At 32.0% G+C, this 16,943-nt stretch carries 15 protein-coding genes and 1 CRISPR repeat array; of the genes, 1 reads left to right on the top strand and 14 read right to left on the bottom strand.

Translation table 11 applies throughout. The annotated features are described in order from the left end of the window. Window positions 1-124: 124 nt before the first annotated feature. The 13 genes from AT726_RS06500 to lysS form a co-directional block, all read right to left on the bottom strand. Window positions 125-454 (bottom strand): hypothetical protein, encoded by a 330-nt coding sequence (locus tag AT726_RS06500; RefSeq protein WP_055243496.1) that lies wholly within the window; start codon window positions 452-454, stop codon window positions 125-127. A gap of 96 nt (window positions 455-550) precedes the next feature. Continuing rightward, window positions 551-2,788 carry an EAL domain-containing protein gene (locus AT726_RS06495; protein WP_055305272.1) on the bottom strand — a complete coding sequence of 746 codons (2,238 nt, stop codon included), beginning with the start codon at window positions 2,786-2,788 and terminating at the stop codon, window positions 551-553. A 545-nt stretch (window positions 2,789-3,333) separates the two neighbouring features. Continuing rightward, window positions 3,334-3,567 carry an LUD domain-containing protein gene (locus AT726_RS13180; protein ID WP_237252772.1) on the bottom strand — a complete coding sequence of 78 codons (234 nt, stop codon included), beginning with the start codon at window positions 3,565-3,567 and terminating at the stop codon, window positions 3,334-3,336. An 82-nt stretch (window positions 3,568-3,649) separates the two neighbouring features. Next, window positions 3,650-4,363 carry a CBS domain-containing protein gene (locus AT726_RS06485; protein WP_055305273.1) on the bottom strand — a complete coding sequence of 238 codons (714 nt, stop codon included), beginning with the start codon at window positions 4,361-4,363 and terminating at the stop codon, window positions 3,650-3,652. A gap of 3 nt (window positions 4,364-4,366) precedes the next feature. Then, window positions 4,367-4,903, bottom strand: a complete 537-nt coding sequence (gene thpR, locus AT726_RS06480) for an RNA 2',3'-cyclic phosphodiesterase (RefSeq protein WP_068759263.1) — start codon at window positions 4,901-4,903, stop codon at window positions 4,367-4,369. 124 nt (window positions 4,904-5,027) lie between these two features. After that, on the bottom strand, window positions 5,028-6,329 hold the full coding sequence (locus AT726_RS06475) for an alpha-amylase family glycosyl hydrolase (protein WP_055275499.1): 1,302 nt from the start codon (window positions 6,327-6,329) through the stop codon (window positions 5,028-5,030). Window positions 6,330-6,461: 132 nt separating this feature from the next. Continuing rightward, window positions 6,462-6,833 carry a hypothetical protein gene (locus AT726_RS06470; protein ID WP_055275498.1) on the bottom strand — a complete coding sequence of 124 codons (372 nt, stop codon included), beginning with the start codon at window positions 6,831-6,833 and terminating at the stop codon, window positions 6,462-6,464. A 210-nt stretch (window positions 6,834-7,043) separates the two neighbouring features. After that, window positions 7,044-8,265: a CRISPR direct-repeat array (repeat unit 36 nt; unit sequence GTTTTACAGTAGCTAAAATCTTAAGGGTACTAAAAC). 51 nt (window positions 8,266-8,316) lie between these two features. Beyond that, window positions 8,317-9,372 carry a CRISPR-associated protein Csn2-St gene (csn2-St, locus tag AT726_RS06465; RefSeq protein WP_068759262.1) on the bottom strand — a complete coding sequence of 352 codons (1,056 nt, stop codon included), beginning with the start codon at window positions 9,370-9,372 and terminating at the stop codon, window positions 8,317-8,319. Continuing rightward, window positions 9,369-9,677: a CRISPR-associated endonuclease Cas2 gene (gene cas2 / locus AT726_RS06460; protein WP_237297003.1), complete on the bottom strand. Its 309-nt coding sequence runs from the start codon at window positions 9,675-9,677 to the stop codon at window positions 9,369-9,371. Before cas2 ends, csn2-St begins: the two co-directional genes overlap by 4 nt. Before the next feature lie 11 nt (window positions 9,678-9,688). Then, on the bottom strand, window positions 9,689-10,408 hold the full coding sequence (gene cas1 / locus AT726_RS06455; protein ID WP_237297241.1) for a type II CRISPR-associated endonuclease Cas1: 720 nt from the start codon (window positions 10,406-10,408) through the stop codon (window positions 9,689-9,691). Window positions 10,409-10,453: 45 nt separating this feature from the next. After that, on the bottom strand, window positions 10,454-10,591 hold the full coding sequence (locus AT726_RS13020) for a hypothetical protein (protein ID WP_201023040.1): 138 nt from the start codon (window positions 10,589-10,591) through the stop codon (window positions 10,454-10,456). 574 nt (window positions 10,592-11,165) lie between these two features. Next, window positions 11,166-14,489 carry a type II CRISPR RNA-guided endonuclease Cas9 gene (gene cas9, locus AT726_RS06450; protein WP_068759260.1) on the bottom strand — a complete coding sequence of 1,108 codons (3,324 nt, stop codon included), beginning with the start codon at window positions 14,487-14,489 and terminating at the stop codon, window positions 11,166-11,168. Window positions 14,490-14,609: 120 nt separating this feature from the next. Next, window positions 14,610-16,097 carry a lysine--tRNA ligase gene (gene lysS / locus AT726_RS06445; protein ID WP_055305277.1) on the bottom strand — a complete coding sequence of 496 codons (1,488 nt, stop codon included), beginning with the start codon at window positions 16,095-16,097 and terminating at the stop codon, window positions 14,610-14,612. Window positions 16,098-16,446: 349 nt separating this feature from the next. Here lysS and AT726_RS06440 point away from each other — a divergent pair, with 349 nt between their 5' ends. Then, on the top strand, window positions 16,447-16,695 hold the full coding sequence (locus AT726_RS06440) for a TIGR03905 family TSCPD domain-containing protein (RefSeq protein WP_068759259.1): 249 nt from the start codon (window positions 16,447-16,449) through the stop codon (window positions 16,693-16,695). 21 nt (window positions 16,696-16,716) lie between these two features. Here the strand turns inward: AT726_RS06440 and AT726_RS06435 are convergent, their stop codons facing one another. Beyond that, on the bottom strand, window positions 16,717-16,905 hold the full coding sequence (locus AT726_RS06435) for a hypothetical protein (protein WP_055243488.1): 189 nt from the start codon (window positions 16,903-16,905) through the stop codon (window positions 16,717-16,719). Between the last annotated feature and the right edge of the window lie 38 nt (window positions 16,906-16,943).

Below are 16,943 nucleotides of genomic sequence, written 5' to 3'. Positions count from 1 at the left end.
AGATAAGTTTTTTACATCGTAAAAAACTTTTAGCTGGACTATAGTCTGCCTTTTACGGCATAACTATCAAACATTTAGTGTGTCGTGATAAATGTAGATTTTATTTCTGTTTATATAGTTAAAATTATGATAACAATGTAGAATCTACATCAACTAAGTGATCCTTATCTTTATCTTTTTGTTTTCGATCACGTTTCCCATCCATAACCACTTGAATGACAGCTGGTCCCCCATCAGTTGGTAAGGCCATATTATCAGCCCCAACTAATTGTTCAATTAATTCTTTGAAAAAACTAAACTTATGATCCTCATATTTTGAAAGAATTTGAACTAATAATTCACTCGTTAAATGAATGCCTTCCCCTTCTAAATGTTCACATAGTTCTTCAATAAAATCAGAGTCTGGTTCTAAAAACGACTCAATTCCTAAGTCCATATTCATATCCTGCTTCATCTCGTGTCACCTCTTCATACTAAAGATTAACATTTCGTGCGTATTGAATTATCGCCTACTCGTTTTATAATCTCTATTATGACGCATTTCATTTAATTAAACAACTAATTTTCTTTGATAATAGCTTCCACTCACAACATCAATTCCAAAATCCCTAATCAAATGAAGACTAGATTCATTTTCAATTTCTGAACAACAAATCTTTACATCTTTACTCATACAAACATTAATTAACGAATTCATCATACTTAAACAATTTTTCGAAGACTTAAGATATTGAATAAAACATGAACTAATTCTTAAATAATCAATACTTAAATTACGAATAGACCCTGTTAAAGCACCAGCACCATATTCATCTAATGCAATATTAACGCCAAATTCACGTAATCGTTTAATTGCCTTTTGAATTAAAACATTTTGTTCAAATAAGATATCCTCATTCACACTAATAATCACTTGATTTGGATCAATGCCATCTTCTTTTAAATGAGTTAAAATACGAGAACACAAACATTTATTTAAGAGTGTTTGACGGGAAAACTTAATAAATAGTGATAATTTAACTGAATTTTTTTCATCGTAATCCTTTAAATAATCACAACCTAATTTAAATAAATAAATCTCTTTTTCAATATTTAAAAAAGGTGATGCCTCTTCACGCTCTTCGACAGGTAATTGATTTAAAATACTATAATCATCTAAAATATTGTGGCACTCAATACCAAATAACTGATGTCCATCTCGATAATATAGAGGACTATAATTTAACGTAAATTCACCTATGTGATTAGCCTTCTCTAATAATTGATGAATTTTAACTGAAAAATTATACCGTGTGAATTTTTCCTGACAAAAGTTAACTTCATATGAGAGTTTAGACCTTGATTTTAAAATCATTCCATAAAAACTAGATTTAACGCGTTCAATAGTTTCTTCAAATGAATCTGTCGTTGATTGGGGTAAACAAAAAGTAACAAAATAAGACTGCCCAAGCTTTTCATACCATCGTTCGACTAAGCGATTGAGCTTTCTCTTAAGTTTGATTTCACTACAACACGCTTTAAAATAAAACCATAATCCTTCTTTCTCTACTGAAAAAGTAATACTTTCTCCAATAAACTCATCAATCATTTCAATCACTTGTTTCAAAAGGGATGTGTTGAAGTCACTATAGAAACAATGATCTAATTTAAAATAACCAACGACAGTTTTAGACGTATACTCGTATCGATAAGAAATAGGAAGTTGCTTCCAACTAACTACTTTATATTTTCGTTTATTTCGAATTAAATGAATCCCGTTATAATATTGTCGATAGTTATGATATATCCCTTGCATTCGATGTTTTAATCTTTGTTCTTGATAAGAAACTTGTTGAGTTAGCTTATTTAAACTATCTTGAAATTCACTCCCCTCTACTTCATTTAGTTTACCTTCACAAGATTGAGATAAAAATTGATAAACAAATCTCAACCAACCATTTTGTTGTTTACCCTTTAAATTATTGGACAGTTTTGTAATATAATCATATAATTGCTCATCATTATCATGAACGAGATGATAAGTTAAATGATAAATTAAGCAATAAACATCAGATTGTTGAGAGGCCACCAACTCTAGAAGGTTCAAATCCCACTCAATCTCATCACTACGATTTAATTGAAATAACGAATGAGCGCATATTGCCTTTTTCATTAACAAGGTATTCTCTTGAGTTTCATCCACTGGTTCTATATTTAAAATAATCTCCTCATAATTTTCAGATAGATATAACCTTAATAATTCAATTTGATATTTTAAATAATCTGAAATATCCTGATTTTGATAATCAGCAGTAAATGTTTGAAACCTCTCGATGCTTTTACGGTGACATGAAACTAGAATAATATAAATTAACCGTTCCAAAGCATACGTCGTTAATAAAGGAATCTTTTTATCACTACCAAAAGAAGCTGCCGACATATAATAAAAGTCTGCCTCTTTAAATACACCTTTCGTTTCATAAATATAGCCTAACTCAGCAAAAATGTAACCTTTTAAGAGATTATCAGTTTCTAAATTTTCTAAAATACACTCACATTCAATTAGATACTTAAGTGCCACATTATTGGCTTTCTGTTGAGAATAATAACGTGAAGCAAAAATCAACATCGGAATTAACCATTCAAAACTTTGATTTTCCCGATAATCATTTAGTATATTCTCTAATTCTAACTCATCCTTTTCTATCTGCTCATATAATATTCCCTCGACTTTTCTGTAGTTTTCTAACAGATAACATGAATCAATAAAAAAACTTAGTAACGCATCTCTTGTTACTTTCTCGGCCATCTATAGCCCCCCTCTATATTTGTTAACCGTTTTCACATAACAATAATTATACTAACTCGTCATAAAAAAATACATAGGATAAATTGTGAGATTAAGACGAATCATTGATAGTCCATATAAAAGTACATCACTGTCCTAAATACAACTCTTTTATCTTAAAAACCTAGCTCATCATTTACTAAAATAATATTAATTTATTCTTGATCAGCTTGTGGCCACATAACAACATAATTGCAATAAATACAATCTGGACTCTTACAATCACAACATTTTAACGTCTTTGTGCAAGGCATTTTTTATTTAGACGAAGTGTATTAGCAGGAGCTACAACTTCCCCATTTCACTTAATCAGCTCATCTAAATCACGAACAATCTTATTAATTACCGCTACAATCATAACCAGATTAGCCCCCTATAACAATAATGCTATTCGATTGTTACAACCATCTAAATTATATAAATCCCCATGCTCAGTAATCAAATAAACATCCGCAAAAATATTCTCGGTATAATTAATGACACTCACTCTGTGTCAACCCTTCCACCTATGTTTGAATGAAACGATAGTCATCCTTTTGAAATTCATCTAATAACCTAACTTCTTTGAACGTCATTGAACCACCAACTCCGATTAGCTTTCCCTTCTGAACTAATGATGTAACAAGGGAAAATGCGTCTTCCTTAGAATTGGCAAATGTCGCATTAAATCCATGGCGTTTCAAGGCTTCCACTGTACGTTCTACTTTTTTATTGATGACCGTCTTCACATACTCCCTCATCTTACACTCCCCCTCAATGGACACTATTACTCCTAACATATTCACTAAGTGCTAGAATAGCAACTCAAAATTTTAAAAGTCTTTAATTAAAAACATATTGATCGTGCGTATAAATATACTTCAAAAGATCGTCATATGTAATAACAGCTTCTATCACGTCCTCTTGACGGCCACTTTCAGTTAACAATAACGCATCTAATTTTTTAGGTGACGCTTGAAAGAGATGCCAAGCCTCATAAACCGTCATCGATGAAGCGATAAATTCATACTGTGATTTTTTTTCAAAGTCTAATAAATCTTTTACTGTCCCTGAAAGCTCAATTGTATTATTTTGAATATGTTTTTGTAACCATTTCGCAATCGCTCTTGAAGTAACTAACCCTATAAACTTATTATTCTCGTAAATAGGAAGTTTCAAAATTTCCTTTTCTCCAGAAAGTTTTAAAACATCTTCAATAGAATCAGTAGCATTAAATTTTATCACTTCCGCTTTAAATACACCTACTGTCGATGGGTCCACTAATTGTTGTTCAATAAATTTAATTCGTTCGACCACTTCATCACTTGGTGTTGCAATCAATTTCTCAAAGTCATCGGTTTGATGCACAATAATATTTCGTAACTTACGGAATAAATGTAACTCATCTAAATAAAGATGAATCATGGGATGCGCCTTTGCCTTATAAAGTAAATCGCTAAACGACACATTGTCATCTGAGTCCGTATATTTCTTCAGATATTTATGTATATGATTAAATGATTCAATGAATACTAGATATCCTTCTTGTTCTACCATTTTTTACACCTCCCGAATATACAACGGTTGATAAGTTAGCACTCCGTTAATATTCGTACTTTCATATAATGTAATATTATCAATCATCATTTCCTTTTGAATATCAATCCCTCGAGATAAATCAACTGATGGAACTAACAACTTTGCATTTCGACAAAGTGTCACATGAGGCGTATAAATAAACTCCTCTTGAGTCACTAAACGGGCTTCAACTAAAGCATCATGCAAATCCATTGCCACTTTCGTCAACGCTTCATTCGGATGCGTTCCCATATAAATAACGTAACGATTTTTCTTTTTAAAGAAGCCAATATGATCAAGCATCAAGATTATTTTCTCAACATCAATTGAATTGATGATTTCGATCAACTGATTGACACTCGCCTCCTCCATCATCCCTAGAAACTTGAGCGTCAGATGAAAATTATCATAACTCGTATACTTTGCTACTTCACAATATTTCTCCACCATTAACTGAGCATGTTTAAAATAATCTTTTAGCTCCGTGGAAAAACTAATACCAATAAACAATCGTTTCATAACTTCACCTAATTATCTTGTTTTTTATTAGGATACACTAAATCAACTAAAACTATTTGTCATTTTTGCACCAATCTACACTTTCTTTACAAAATTAAAAAAATCTACTTATAAAAAGTAGACTTTATTGATTCGCTTCAAAAACAATAGGTTCTGCTGTTAGCATAACTTTCCCAGCTTTCACTCGAATAACTTCATTGGTTAGTAAATTTTTATATTCACCATCCACTGTATCAACAGAAACCTCTCCTGACTTTAAACCAAAATTAAAAATTGCAATTCGTTTTTTCACCTTTGTATGATACATTAATCGAACCGTATCTAAGACTTCCCCTAATTCAATCGTATAAAATCCATCACGCATAATATCATCTTTTTTTAAAGAAGCTAACTGACACATTAAATCAGCCATTCCTGCTTCATTATAACGTAACCAATCCACCTTATCGATATCAAACAAACTTGGAGTATGCGTACAAAGTGCCTCTTGTCCCGCATAAATCATCGTGGCCCCTTTTTGTAGATACACAAATGCGGTCCACATTTTTAATTGCTCTACCGATTTAACTAGCGAAGCGATCCGTGCCTGATCATGATTCTCTAAGCAACGCAACTTCACATAATTCCCCGGATAAATAACCTCCTGCATTTGCACGCGCTTAATATATTCCCCTAATGGGGCACGTCCAAGTAAATAATCCTTATAGAAAGCAAACACATCATAATCATAACAAATATCAAACGCCTGATACATCTCACAATCACTATGCACCTCAAAACCTTGCGAACGAATATAATTAATAAATCCACCATCGACACTTTCTGCTAGCCAAATGAAGTCGGGATTAATCTCTGCAACCTCACGTCTAGCTCTTAGCCAAAACTCTACTGGTACAAACGATGCCACATCACATCGATATCCATCTACACCCAGTGCTGCCCAGTATTTTAAAGTCTCAATTAATTCATCCCATAACGCGACATCCTTAGAATAATCCAAATCGGTAATATCAGACCAATCACCCACACGGTTTGCGAATTGCCCGTCCTTATTAAGATAGAACCATTCAGGATGCTGGTTTAATAAATAAGAATCTCGAGACGTATGATTATAAACGACATCAATCATTAATTTCATTCCTTGTTTATGCGTTGCTTCAATTAACGCCTTGAAATCTTCAAGTGTTCCATACTCAGGATTAACCTCACGGTAGTTTTGAATCGAATACGGACAACCTAACTCACCTTTCTTATCTTTCTTGCCAATCGGATGAATCGGTAACAAATATAAAATATCTACTCCTAATTGCTTAATTCGCTCTAAATCTCCAATCAGTTCACGAAACGTTCCACTTTCATTATGATTACGATTATATACTTGATAAATCACCGACTGACGTAAAGATAAATTTGTATCCTTTGCCATCTTCTATATCCCTCCTATCATTAACTACTTCTAATTTATTCTCTCGAAAGTCCTTCATGTAAAAAAACATTCGACTTCTTTATGAAGAATAACTCATAAAATATAAAAAAACTCAGGAAAAGTCCTGAGTTTCTAATAAATTAACGTTAAGATATATTGAATTGAAAAACAAGCTGTCATCATCACACAAATTAATGCCACCATCGTAATCCCACGACCTATTCCACCAATGATCGGAAATCGATTATTAAACCATCCATAAATATTTTGCGTCAATAATCCAACAAATGCAAATGCTAAATAAATTCCCACATGAAGAAGTGCCATTTGCACAAAAAAAGGAATCGTCGTAAATAAAGTTGCACCATTTGCCACCACTAAAGCAACCATCGCAACCATCATATTAAAGAAAACAAACTCTGCAGGCTTATAATATGGACGAAACACCTTAAATAAAAAACCGATCATAAAAAATAACATTGGAAAAATCACTAATCCTAACATAAATCCTCATCCCCCATAAAATCAATAAACTTTATTCCATCATATCATAACACCATTCAAAATAAAAGGGCTACCAAAAAAGGTAACCCGTTAACTAATTGTTATAAAATATAAAATTGTGGATAAGTAAAACTATTAATATTCTACTAACAATCAATAAAATCTTAAGGGTACTAAAACGAAGTGCATACGACCATCCACTGATGTAAGGTTTTACAGTAGCTAAAATCTTAAGGGTACTAAAACTCTAATGCGGCAAACTGTCCGAGATAATGGGTTTTACAGTAGCTAAAATCTTAAGGGTACTAAAACCCCCATTCTTAGCCTTATCAAATAAAAAAGGTTTTACAGTAGCTAAAATCTTAAGGGTACTAAAACATACCGCTGATGGTACTAACTCAAAAGTCAGTTTTACAGTAGCTAAAATCTTAAGGGTACTAAAACGAGTGTGTCGGTGAGGGGGATAGTATAGCGGTTTTACAGTAGCTAAAATCTTAAGGGTACTAAAACTATCGAATCATCATTTATTCGATCAAGAACGTTTTACAGTAGCTAAAATCTTAAGGGTACTAAAACTACTAAATAACAGCACCAGGAGGACTTTTTGTTTTACAGTAGCTAAAATCTTAAGGGTACTAAAACGTTGATGTTGATGGCGATTGTGATGGACCTGTTTTACAGTAGCTAAAATCTTAAGGGTACTAAAACATGCTGATAGCGTCATGAGTAGATCGTCACGTTTTACAGTAGCTAAAATCTTAAGGGTACTAAAACTTGGTTGATACGGAGATGTTTAAGCGTTTAGTTTTACAGTAGCTAAAATCTTAAGGGTACTAAAACTGCCACATCCGTTCCCCCTTTAAGAGTTATGTTTTACAGTAGCTAAAATCTTAAGGGTACTAAAACCTTGTGCCTTGCCAGGGATTTTAAACTCTCGTTTTACAGTAGCTAAAATCTTAAGGGTACTAAAACATACCGCTGACGCGATCAACTCTAAGCTAGTTTTACAGTAGCTAAAATCTTAAGGGTACTAAAACGCGTTCTGCATCGAATGAGTCTAAAGCGAGTTTTACAGTAGCTAAAATCTTAAGGGTACTAAAACTGTGTTTCCTCAATTGTTTCATATGGAACAGTTTTACAGTAGCTAAAATCTTAAGGGTACTAAAACCGGTCAGTCATACACTTATTATTTAGATAAGTTTTACAGTAGCTAAAATCTTAAGGGTACTAAAACCAATGGTGACCAATTAACAACGAATATGTTGTTTTACAGTAGCTAAAATCTTAAGGGTACTAAAACCTCTCATATTTCACGCCGTCGATCACTACGGTTTTACAGTAGCTAAAATCTTAAGGGTACTAAAACAAATCCGACTAACTTAGATTATTCAAATAAGTTTTACAGTAGCTAAAATCTTAAGGGTACTAAAACCTCAAATGATGATTTAAGATTTTAATACTTAATTAAAGTATAACTGAGTACTTATAATTTATAAAGTTTTTCTTCTAAAAAATTCCATTCAAGTCTTGATAATTTAGGAGTATATCGCTGCTGATAATTATGAAAATAAAATCCTTCATTCAATAATACGAACAGTACTAAACTTTGATCATAGGGTATATAACTTTGTCCATCCTGGCTTAATAGATACGGAATAATTCTTTTGAAATAAGACAGTAATTTTTCATCTTCAATATCAAAAGAACATGGATAATTACACTGAAGATAATTATGAATACTAATCCAATCATAAAAAGGCTGACACTCTGAATCACCACAAATTAAAATTGTTTCTAATAAATCTTTTTTAATAAGTAAATCACTACTAGTAGAACCAAAGCTAATTATAGTCAACTGCCCCTTTCTACTTAATTGATGCAAATCATTTAATAATAACTCCACTTTCTCTATCGGCACTAATTTCGATAAATCTTCTAAATATAACAAATAATTAATTTCTGTATCGTTGATTAATATTGATAAAATCTTTATAAAAGCTCTCATTAAATATTCAGATTCAATAAAATCAATACAGTATACTCCATTATCCATAAAAGAAAATGTAAAATATTGTTGCGTAATATCATTCAAATTTATTCGCTTTATATCTATCTCATAATTTAAATCATATTTTTCATTCTGTTTCTTATATTCTATCGAAATTAGTTCAAGTAAGTCATTAATTTTATCAATATAATGTACGACGTCCACATTATTATTTATTAAATTAAAATAAGTTGCCCCTAAAGATCCTTTTTTTCCACTTAAATGATAAATTAAATCCTCACGATTATTTATTCTTAGAAATCGATAATCGTTCTTACCAATAGCCTTATCATTAATCATCCAAAGTAATTCCTGATTTAATAGAGATTCGATCTGCAATTCAGTATAGCGATGTCCTAGTACTGACCATTCAATTATTTGTTTCAAATACAATTGAACTTTTTTATTTTGTCCAGTAATTTGAATGAAGTTATCCGCTGAAGAAAACTCAATAGGTTTAATTAATGGATGTCTAAAGTAATAATTAATCATATTACCACCACCTTATTTACGCCTATCACTTCTTCTTGATGACTCATAACTCCAATAATCAGAGCCATTTCTTCAAATTGCTTCTCAGTTACCATTAGTAATCTAATATGTCCTAATTTAGGAGCTGACTGGTTTAATATTCGATAATATTTTTTAGCATGTTGTCTATTTGGACATGTCCGAACATAAACAGAATATTGTAACATTTCAAATCCATTCGATAATAATAATTTACGAAATTGACGATAAGCTCTCTTTTCAGCTGCAGTTTCAGTGGGCAAATCAAAAAAACATAAAATTCTCATCACATCATACCTCATGCTACTTCCTCAAAATAAAGTAAATTAGGTTCAATTAGTTTTTCTAAATTCCCACTTTCTAAAACAGCTACAAAATCAATTACATACTTTTCAAGTACTACCTGCAGTGTATACTGACCACTCTTATAATAACATCGTTTCGTCATTAAACTAATCAATGCTTGACGATGTTCACTTTTAAAATAACGTTCATTCATTAAATTTTTGTATACATAATAATCAACAAAGGGTCTGAAAGGCTCCATTAAATCGTCAACTAAATTAAATTGATTATATTCACTACGATGGAAAATTCCTAATAAAGGTGAGAGTCCATACCCTACAACTAGACGAGCTAAATGAGCACGAATAATAGAATATCCGTAGTTTAAACATACATTAATCATATTATCATCTTGTCTAGTAAACTTTTTCCCAAATAATTCATTGAAATAAACTTTAGCTGCATGTCCCTCACGGTTGGTTTGATCATATGGTTCAACATCCTGAATATACTGATTTAAACGATCAATTGATAACTCACTACTTTCACATTCCATTAAAACAGCTAACTGATTACGAAGTTTAAACTTCACTAACTGTTGCCAAATTTTTTGTTTTAACTCATTATCTAGGTTAATTTGTCGATAAATCAATTTGCTTGCCCTTGAATGGGTATTAAATGAATTAAATACTCCTATCGGATGATGTGATTCATCACACGTAACTAAGGAAATATTATATTTACTTAATTGTGTTAATAATCGTGTTGAAATTGTTGTTTATTGTCCATCTACAACAATCACTGAAATATCAGCAAGTGGGATAGTAAATACTTTTTGATTCTTTTCAATAATAATACTATCTAACTTAAGTCTTAGACTTTCTCCATCTTCTACTAAAACTGTACGCCAACTCATAAAACTCCCCCTATTTTAAATTTGAGTACAAATATAACCACCAGTGCGAACTGGTGGTTTTCTCTGCGGCTGAAAGCCTCTATTGCCGGCCTAGGCCTGAAAGGCCTCCTGAAGTCCTTAACTTCTGCACCACATTCACTTATTAATCCTCAAAGGATTTCTTGCTTACTCTCTTCATCTTGTTTTTCAGCAACCACTCATTCAAGCGTCATCAGACCAGTTACCTCTTTTTATCTCTTTACTAGCAGCTTATCGAATTTTTACACGAATTATCTTGTCACCTTTAGCCTTACTTTCTAAATAAAGTGAAATCTTCTTTTATAATTACATTCTACCTCTTGTCTCACTTCTCTTAATATTCGTCTACTTTTTACTCTAAGTACCCTTTGATTACCACGCTAAAAGCTTTCCGGAACCACCTGCATAGCAGGTGGTTTTCATTTAACACAAAAAAAGCCCCAGTGAGGGGCTGATTTCGGCATAAAGCCTTATTTTAGTAGATCCTTAAGATTTTAGCTACTGTGCAAGCGTCCTTGCATAATTATTATATAATTAATTACCAAAATTTACAATATTATTTGAACGTTAATTTTAATTTTTCCTTTTTAATAAAATGTTGATATCCCAATACATCAACTGAGATCTTATAGAACCTATTTAGTCCTTTCTTTAACGTTTTCAAACCTTCAGCTTGTTTATCATATTTTGACTTATTAATTGGTTTTACCTCTATTCGATTAGGGCTACTCAAATTACGAGCTAAGAATCGATACTGAAAGGTTTGATTATTCTCATCATTCCATTGAATAAAATCATTTTTATAAAGTGAAAAACAAAACTCAAAATTTGATTCGTTTAGTCTTCCCTCCAATAATAATTCAATTTGTTCTATACTTAATTCGATTTTCTCAGAATTCAAAATTTGTTGATATCTTTGAAGTGAAATACCATATAGTCCTGTTCCTTTTTGATATGACAAATCAGCATATTTTAACCCTGCTGCAATATATCTTTTGTCTTTCTTATTATAATAAATATCACAACGCCATGGATTTAACGACTGCAAAACAACTTTTTTAGTACTTTGATTTGCTTGTTTTAATTCAATATGTTGTCCTAATTTTGAATCATAATATTTAATACTTTGAATCTGAGGTCCATTTCCTTTTTTACTATACTTTCTAATTGGTCCATACTCTAATCGATAGGCTTGAAATGGATTCTTTTTATCAGGATAAGTTTTCATCACATCCTCTAAAATAGAAAATGTTTGAGGATCATGATGATACATTAAAAATTGAGTTTTATCTTTTTTATATCGATCCATAAATCGTTTAGCATCTACATCTTCGTAAATATTTTTAATTTTTGCGATAACATAATGCTCTTTACTATTTGAATCAAGAGTAAAACTTTTGTCACCGCTCGTTTGTTTGACTATCCCCTGTCTTGTAGAATAAATAGTTGCATCCGCAACTTGACGATTAAATTTCCGATCTACTTTATATGAGTAACGACAATCAATCGATACTTTTTCAAGTTGATAGAAAAATTGACTAAATGGTTCCTGATATGTAAGTTGATTATAACTTTGTTCGATAATTTCGCCAGTTGTTTCATCAACTCTAAATTCATCTGTACTAAATACCTTCTTTTGTTCTTTCCATAATGATAAATGTGGTACACAAGCAATAATTAAGGCATCAATCGCATGATGTGCATGATTTTCATCACGATTTTTTCTAATTCCCCAGTGTCTTCTTAACTGAGCAGTAAACTTTCCTCGAACAACTTCTACAGTTGTAGTAGGATAATTTTCTTTCATAAAATCTTGTAAAGTATTTAAGACAACCTTTGAGGCATAACGAGTGTCAACTAAGTTACGATTAATAAACCGTTGACGAACTTCATACTTATTAATATCCTCTTCAAAAAGCAATAATTCTAGTTTGGTGCGACTAAGATCACCTTTTCCATCTTTGTATAATTCAATAACATAACTTTTATAAGCCTCATAGTTCCAAGTTAAACTCGCTTTTCTTTTAAAATAACGATACGGTGTTAAATTTCCTTTTTCACGATTTTCAGTCGCATAACATAAAACTTTATTTGATAAACTATCATCATAAGAAATTGATTTAGGAATAATATGATCAATATCAAATAAATGTGGATTTTTAATTAAATCAAATATTTTAATTATTTCTCCACTATATAAACATCTTTGTTTTTGTTCATACCATAAACGCAACTTTGTATTTAAATCATTCTGCTGACGATAAGCTTCTTCCCCAAATCCATATTCATTTCTCGCTTTCTCAATGGCCTGTTTCTTCTTATTATCATTTTCTTTATTTAATTTTGTAATACGATCTTTTTCTTCTTTTTCATTACTATCACGAGGCATTTCAATAACTACTTTATCTAAAGCCCCATATTTTTTTAGTAAGGCATTAATAATCTTTATACTTTCACGGATGGAACATCTAACGACAGGATTATAAATTTCATCGACCATTGCGTCTAAAGGAATATATTTCAGTCCTTTAAAAACTTCTATATTTGATTTAAAACCCCCTAATTCACTAAATATCTGCATCTGATTTTTAGATGTTGACCACAATTCATCTACAACTTCATTCATAGCTTTCAAAGATAAACTGTGCCACTTAGAGAAAAGAGACCTGTTTTTCTTTCTAAAATCAGCTATTTTTTCAATTAACTCTTTGCTTAATCCTAAATTAAGCGATTCCAACTGAGTAATAATTTGATGATATTCTGTATTTAATGTTAGTTTAGCCGCCAATTTATCAAACATTTCAACATTTAACGTTTGAACATCAAAACCATAATCTAACATTTTGTTTCTAAATTGACGATAACTAGCAAATGAATGAAATTCGGCTTTATATTTACTATCTACCCTGTACCCCGTCACTTCTTCTTTTAGGCAACCTGTAACTTTCGTTATAATCTTCATCATATTCACTGTTTTTGATGACATAATCTGATGATAAATTTCACGTTTTTGAACTTCCGTTAACTTCTCACCAGCAATAGAAATATTATTCATGTCATTTAAAAAGTCAAACAATTGGGCTGTATAAGAAAATTTAGCAGCACGTGCCTCTTGTGGATAAATCGTACATTTTCCAATTAAAATATCAAATAAATTCTCTAGAGTTTCTCCATTTTCACGATAGATTCCATAATCAGTACGTGACTTTTTGTTGCCTGGCCCTACATAATAAGGGCGCTTAACTGTTAAAATTTCCGTGAATTTTTCTAAAAACACTTTATCTAACTCAGGATAAAACTGACCTTGTTTTAAGATGATTGCCTCAGCTTCCTTTTTATAAGCACCAGTTGGAAAAATATTAACCAATGACTCTTTTTCACCATCTTTATTATAAGTTTCAATAATCCCTCGAATTTGGCCATATTCTTCATAACGTTCTAACTGGATTTCACATGGATAATACTCTTTTAATAACTCAACATTTTGGCTCACAGAGCTACTATCTGCCTCATCTAACTCAACATCTTCTAAATAAGAAATTCCTCGATGTTTCATTAAATTATATAAAGCAGCATAAACTTCTGGCTTACTTAACTTTTCCGTTAATCCTTTTACTCGTAAATGATAAGGCGTAGGAGCTAAAACCTCTCCTTTTTCAAAACCAGCCTCTTCTAACAAGTGCGCAACTCGTTCTAAACGATGCACCTTTCGACGATTAAGACGTCTAGCCTGTCTGGAGCTACGCCGTGTTTGATTATTATCAGGATCAGCAGAAGAAAACAAACGAACTCCTGATTCTAAAATTTTCCCATCAACATTGTCAATTAAACCAAATCCAACTGATGCAATCCCAATATCTAAGCCTAGTGTATATCCCATGAGTATCTCCCTTTCATTTATTTATATACTAAATAATAACATAAAAAAATAAACATAATACAAAATATTCCATTTATAACATAAAAAGGTCTAGGGATTTATCCTAGACCTTTTTATTTATTATTTTTTACGCATTGTTGGGAATAATAATACGTCACGGATTGTTGGAGAGTTAGTTAATAACATAACTAAACGGTCAATACCAATTCCAAGTCCTCCTGCTGGTGGCATACCATATTCTAATGCTTCGATGTAGTCAATATCCATCTCAGATGCTTCATCGTTTCCTAATGCTTTCTCAGCTAATTGAGCTTCGAAACGTTCTTTTTGATCGATTGGATCATTTAACTCCGTGAAGGCATTTGCGTACTCACGAGCATCGATGAATAACTCGAAACGATCAGTGAAACGAGGATCTTGAGCATTTTTCTTCGCTAATGGAGAAACTTCTACAGGATGTCCGTAGATGAATGTTGGTTGAACGATTTTTTCTTCAACGAATGTTTCGAAGAATTCGTTGATGATGTGTCCAACACCTGTGAAGTGAGCAGGCACTTCTACATTATGTTCTTTAGCGATGGCTTTAGCTTCTTCAAATGTCATTTCTTTGAAGAAATCAACACCTGTAATTTCTTTAATAGCTTCAACCATGTGCCAACGTTTCCATCCAACTGCTAAGTTGATTTCATGTCCACCGTAAGGCACAGTCGTTGTTCCTAAAACTTCTTGTGCGATATGAGCAATCATATTTTCAGTTAAATCCATCATTGTTTCCATATCACCGTAAGCTTCATATAACTCAATTGAAGTGAACTCAGGGTTATGACGAACTGAAATCCCTTCATTACGGAAGATACGTCCGATTTCATAAACTTTTTCTAATCCACCAACTAATAAACGTTTTAAATGTAACTCAGTTGCAATACGTAAATATAAATCCATATCTAATGTATTATGGTGAGTTTCGAATGGACGAGCTGCAGCTCCACCTAATGTTGTATGTAAAATTGGAGTTTCAACTTCTAAATATCCTAAATTATCTAAATAACGGCGCATTGCAGTAATTACACGAGTACGTGTAATGAACGTTTGTTTACTTTCTTCGTTCATGATTAAATCAACATAACGACGACGGTAACGCTCTTCAACGTCAGTTAATCCATGATATTTTTCTGGTAATGGGCGTAACGCTTTTGTTAATGGTGTATATTCTTTAACTTTAATTGATAACTCACCAACTTTAGTTTTGAATACAACTCCGCGTACCCCAACAATATCACCTAAGTCAGCTTTTGTGAAGAAATTATAAGCTTCTTCACCAACTGCATCTTGGCGTACATAAATTTGAACTTGACCTTTAACGTCTTGGATATGAGCAAAACCAGCTTTCCCTTTTCCGCGTTTTGTACGGATACGTCCAGCGATTGCTACTTCAATTTCTTTTTCTTCTAATTCTTCTTTAGAGAACGCCCCAAACTCTTCAACTAACTCTGAAGATAAATGAGTACGATCGAATCGTTGTCCAAATGGATCAATTCCGTTTTGACGTAAATCTTCCATTTTGTCACGTCTAACTTGTAATTGATCGTTGATTTCAGTTGTCGACATCTGAATCACTCCATCTATATAACTATTTTTTTCATTTTTTCATTATAACATGTTAAAGCACATTTTGTCTTAATTATTGTCTATTTAGGCAAAAAATATTCAGTTCATATTAAAAAGGCAGTGTCAAATACTGACACTACCTACTCCTCAAATAAATAACCACTTAACCTCAAAAAATCGACACCCTCAATAATCGAATATCACATGGTTATTCAACCTCCATTATAAAACTAAATATCTAAAAAAACAACCCCAAACAGGAAGCGTTTACCAAAAATAGCAAACTTGTTTTAGAGTAGGTGAGCTGCTATAATACTTGTAATAAAATGGTAATTCAGGAGGTTGTTTAATGGAAACATACAAAACAACAGGCGTCTGTGCCAAAGAAATTCAATTTGAAGTTGAAGATAACAAAATCAAAAGTGTTAACTTTATCGGGGGATGTCCAGGAAATTTAATTGGAATCTCACACCTTGTAAAAGGAATGGAAGTGGAGGAAGCAATTAATAAGCTAAAAGGCATTCCATGCCGTACAAAAGAGACATCATGTCCAGATCAACTTGCACAAGCCTTAGAAAAGTATTTACAACAAAAATAAAACCAGTCCTAGAGACTGGTTTTATTTTTGTTTCTTTTTCTCAAAGTAATTAATCATTTGAAATGAAACAAACATAGAAAGAATAACTCCAAAAAACAGGACATTATTTCGCGCTAAATTAATTACCCCATTAATATCAAGTACAACAATAACAATAGAAGCAACTAACCAAAATAACGCTAAAATCCCCTTCATCCTTTTAAAACTCATCTTCACATCCCCCTTTTCCTTATTATATCAACTTAAAA

The sequence above is a fragment of the Turicibacter sp. H121 genome (genome assembly GCF_001543345.1).
GTDB classification, from domain to species: Bacteria; Bacillota_I; Bacilli_A; order MOL361; family Turicibacteraceae; genus Turicibacter; species Turicibacter bilis.
Note: the sequence above shows the minus strand (reverse complement) of the source record. Positions and strands in the feature narration are given on the sequence as shown.

What these genes read in the sequence shown, in the direction of transcription:
- AT726_RS13020 (WP_201023040.1), bottom strand. Translation starts at nt 10,591, where the DNA reads ATGAGTTGGCGTACAGTTTTAGTAGAAGATGGAGAAAGTCTAAGACTT.
- thpR (WP_068759263.1), bottom strand. Translation starts at nt 4,903, where the DNA reads ATGAAACGATTGTTTATTGGTATTAGTTTTTCCACGGAGCTAAAAGAT.
- csn2-St (WP_068759262.1), bottom strand. Translation starts at nt 9,372, where the DNA reads ATGATTAATTATTACTTTAGACATCCATTAATTAAACCTATTGAGTTT.
- AT726_RS06485 (WP_055305273.1), bottom strand. Translation starts at nt 4,363, where the DNA reads ATGGTAGAACAAGAAGGATATCTAGTATTCATTGAATCATTTAATCAT.
- AT726_RS13180 (WP_237252772.1), bottom strand. Translation starts at nt 3,567, where the DNA reads ATGAGGGAGTATGTGAAGACGGTCATCAATAAAAAAGTAGAACGTACA.
- cas9 (WP_068759260.1), bottom strand. Translation starts at nt 14,489, where the DNA reads ATGGGATATACACTAGGCTTAGATATTGGGATTGCATCAGTTGGATTT.
- AT726_RS06495 (WP_055305272.1), bottom strand. Translation starts at nt 2,788, where the DNA reads ATGGCCGAGAAAGTAACAAGAGATGCGTTACTAAGTTTTTTTATTGAT.
- AT726_RS06440 (WP_068759259.1), top strand. Translation starts at nt 16,447, where the DNA reads ATGGAAACATACAAAACAACAGGCGTCTGTGCCAAAGAAATTCAATTT.
- AT726_RS06435 (WP_055243488.1), bottom strand. Translation starts at nt 16,905, where the DNA reads ATGAGTTTTAAAAGGATGAAGGGGATTTTAGCGTTATTTTGGTTAGTT.
- lysS (WP_055305277.1), bottom strand. Translation starts at nt 16,097, where the DNA reads ATGTCGACAACTGAAATCAACGATCAATTACAAGTTAGACGTGACAAA.
- AT726_RS06470 (WP_055275498.1), bottom strand. Translation starts at nt 6,833, where the DNA reads ATGTTAGGATTAGTGATTTTTCCAATGTTATTTTTTATGATCGGTTTT.
- cas2 (WP_237297003.1), bottom strand. Translation starts at nt 9,677, where the DNA reads ATGAGAATTTTATGTTTTTTTGATTTGCCCACTGAAACTGCAGCTGAA.
- AT726_RS06475 (WP_055275499.1), bottom strand. Translation starts at nt 6,329, where the DNA reads ATGGCAAAGGATACAAATTTATCTTTACGTCAGTCGGTGATTTATCAA.
- AT726_RS06500 (WP_055243496.1), bottom strand. Translation starts at nt 454, where the DNA reads ATGAAGCAGGATATGAATATGGACTTAGGAATTGAGTCGTTTTTAGAA.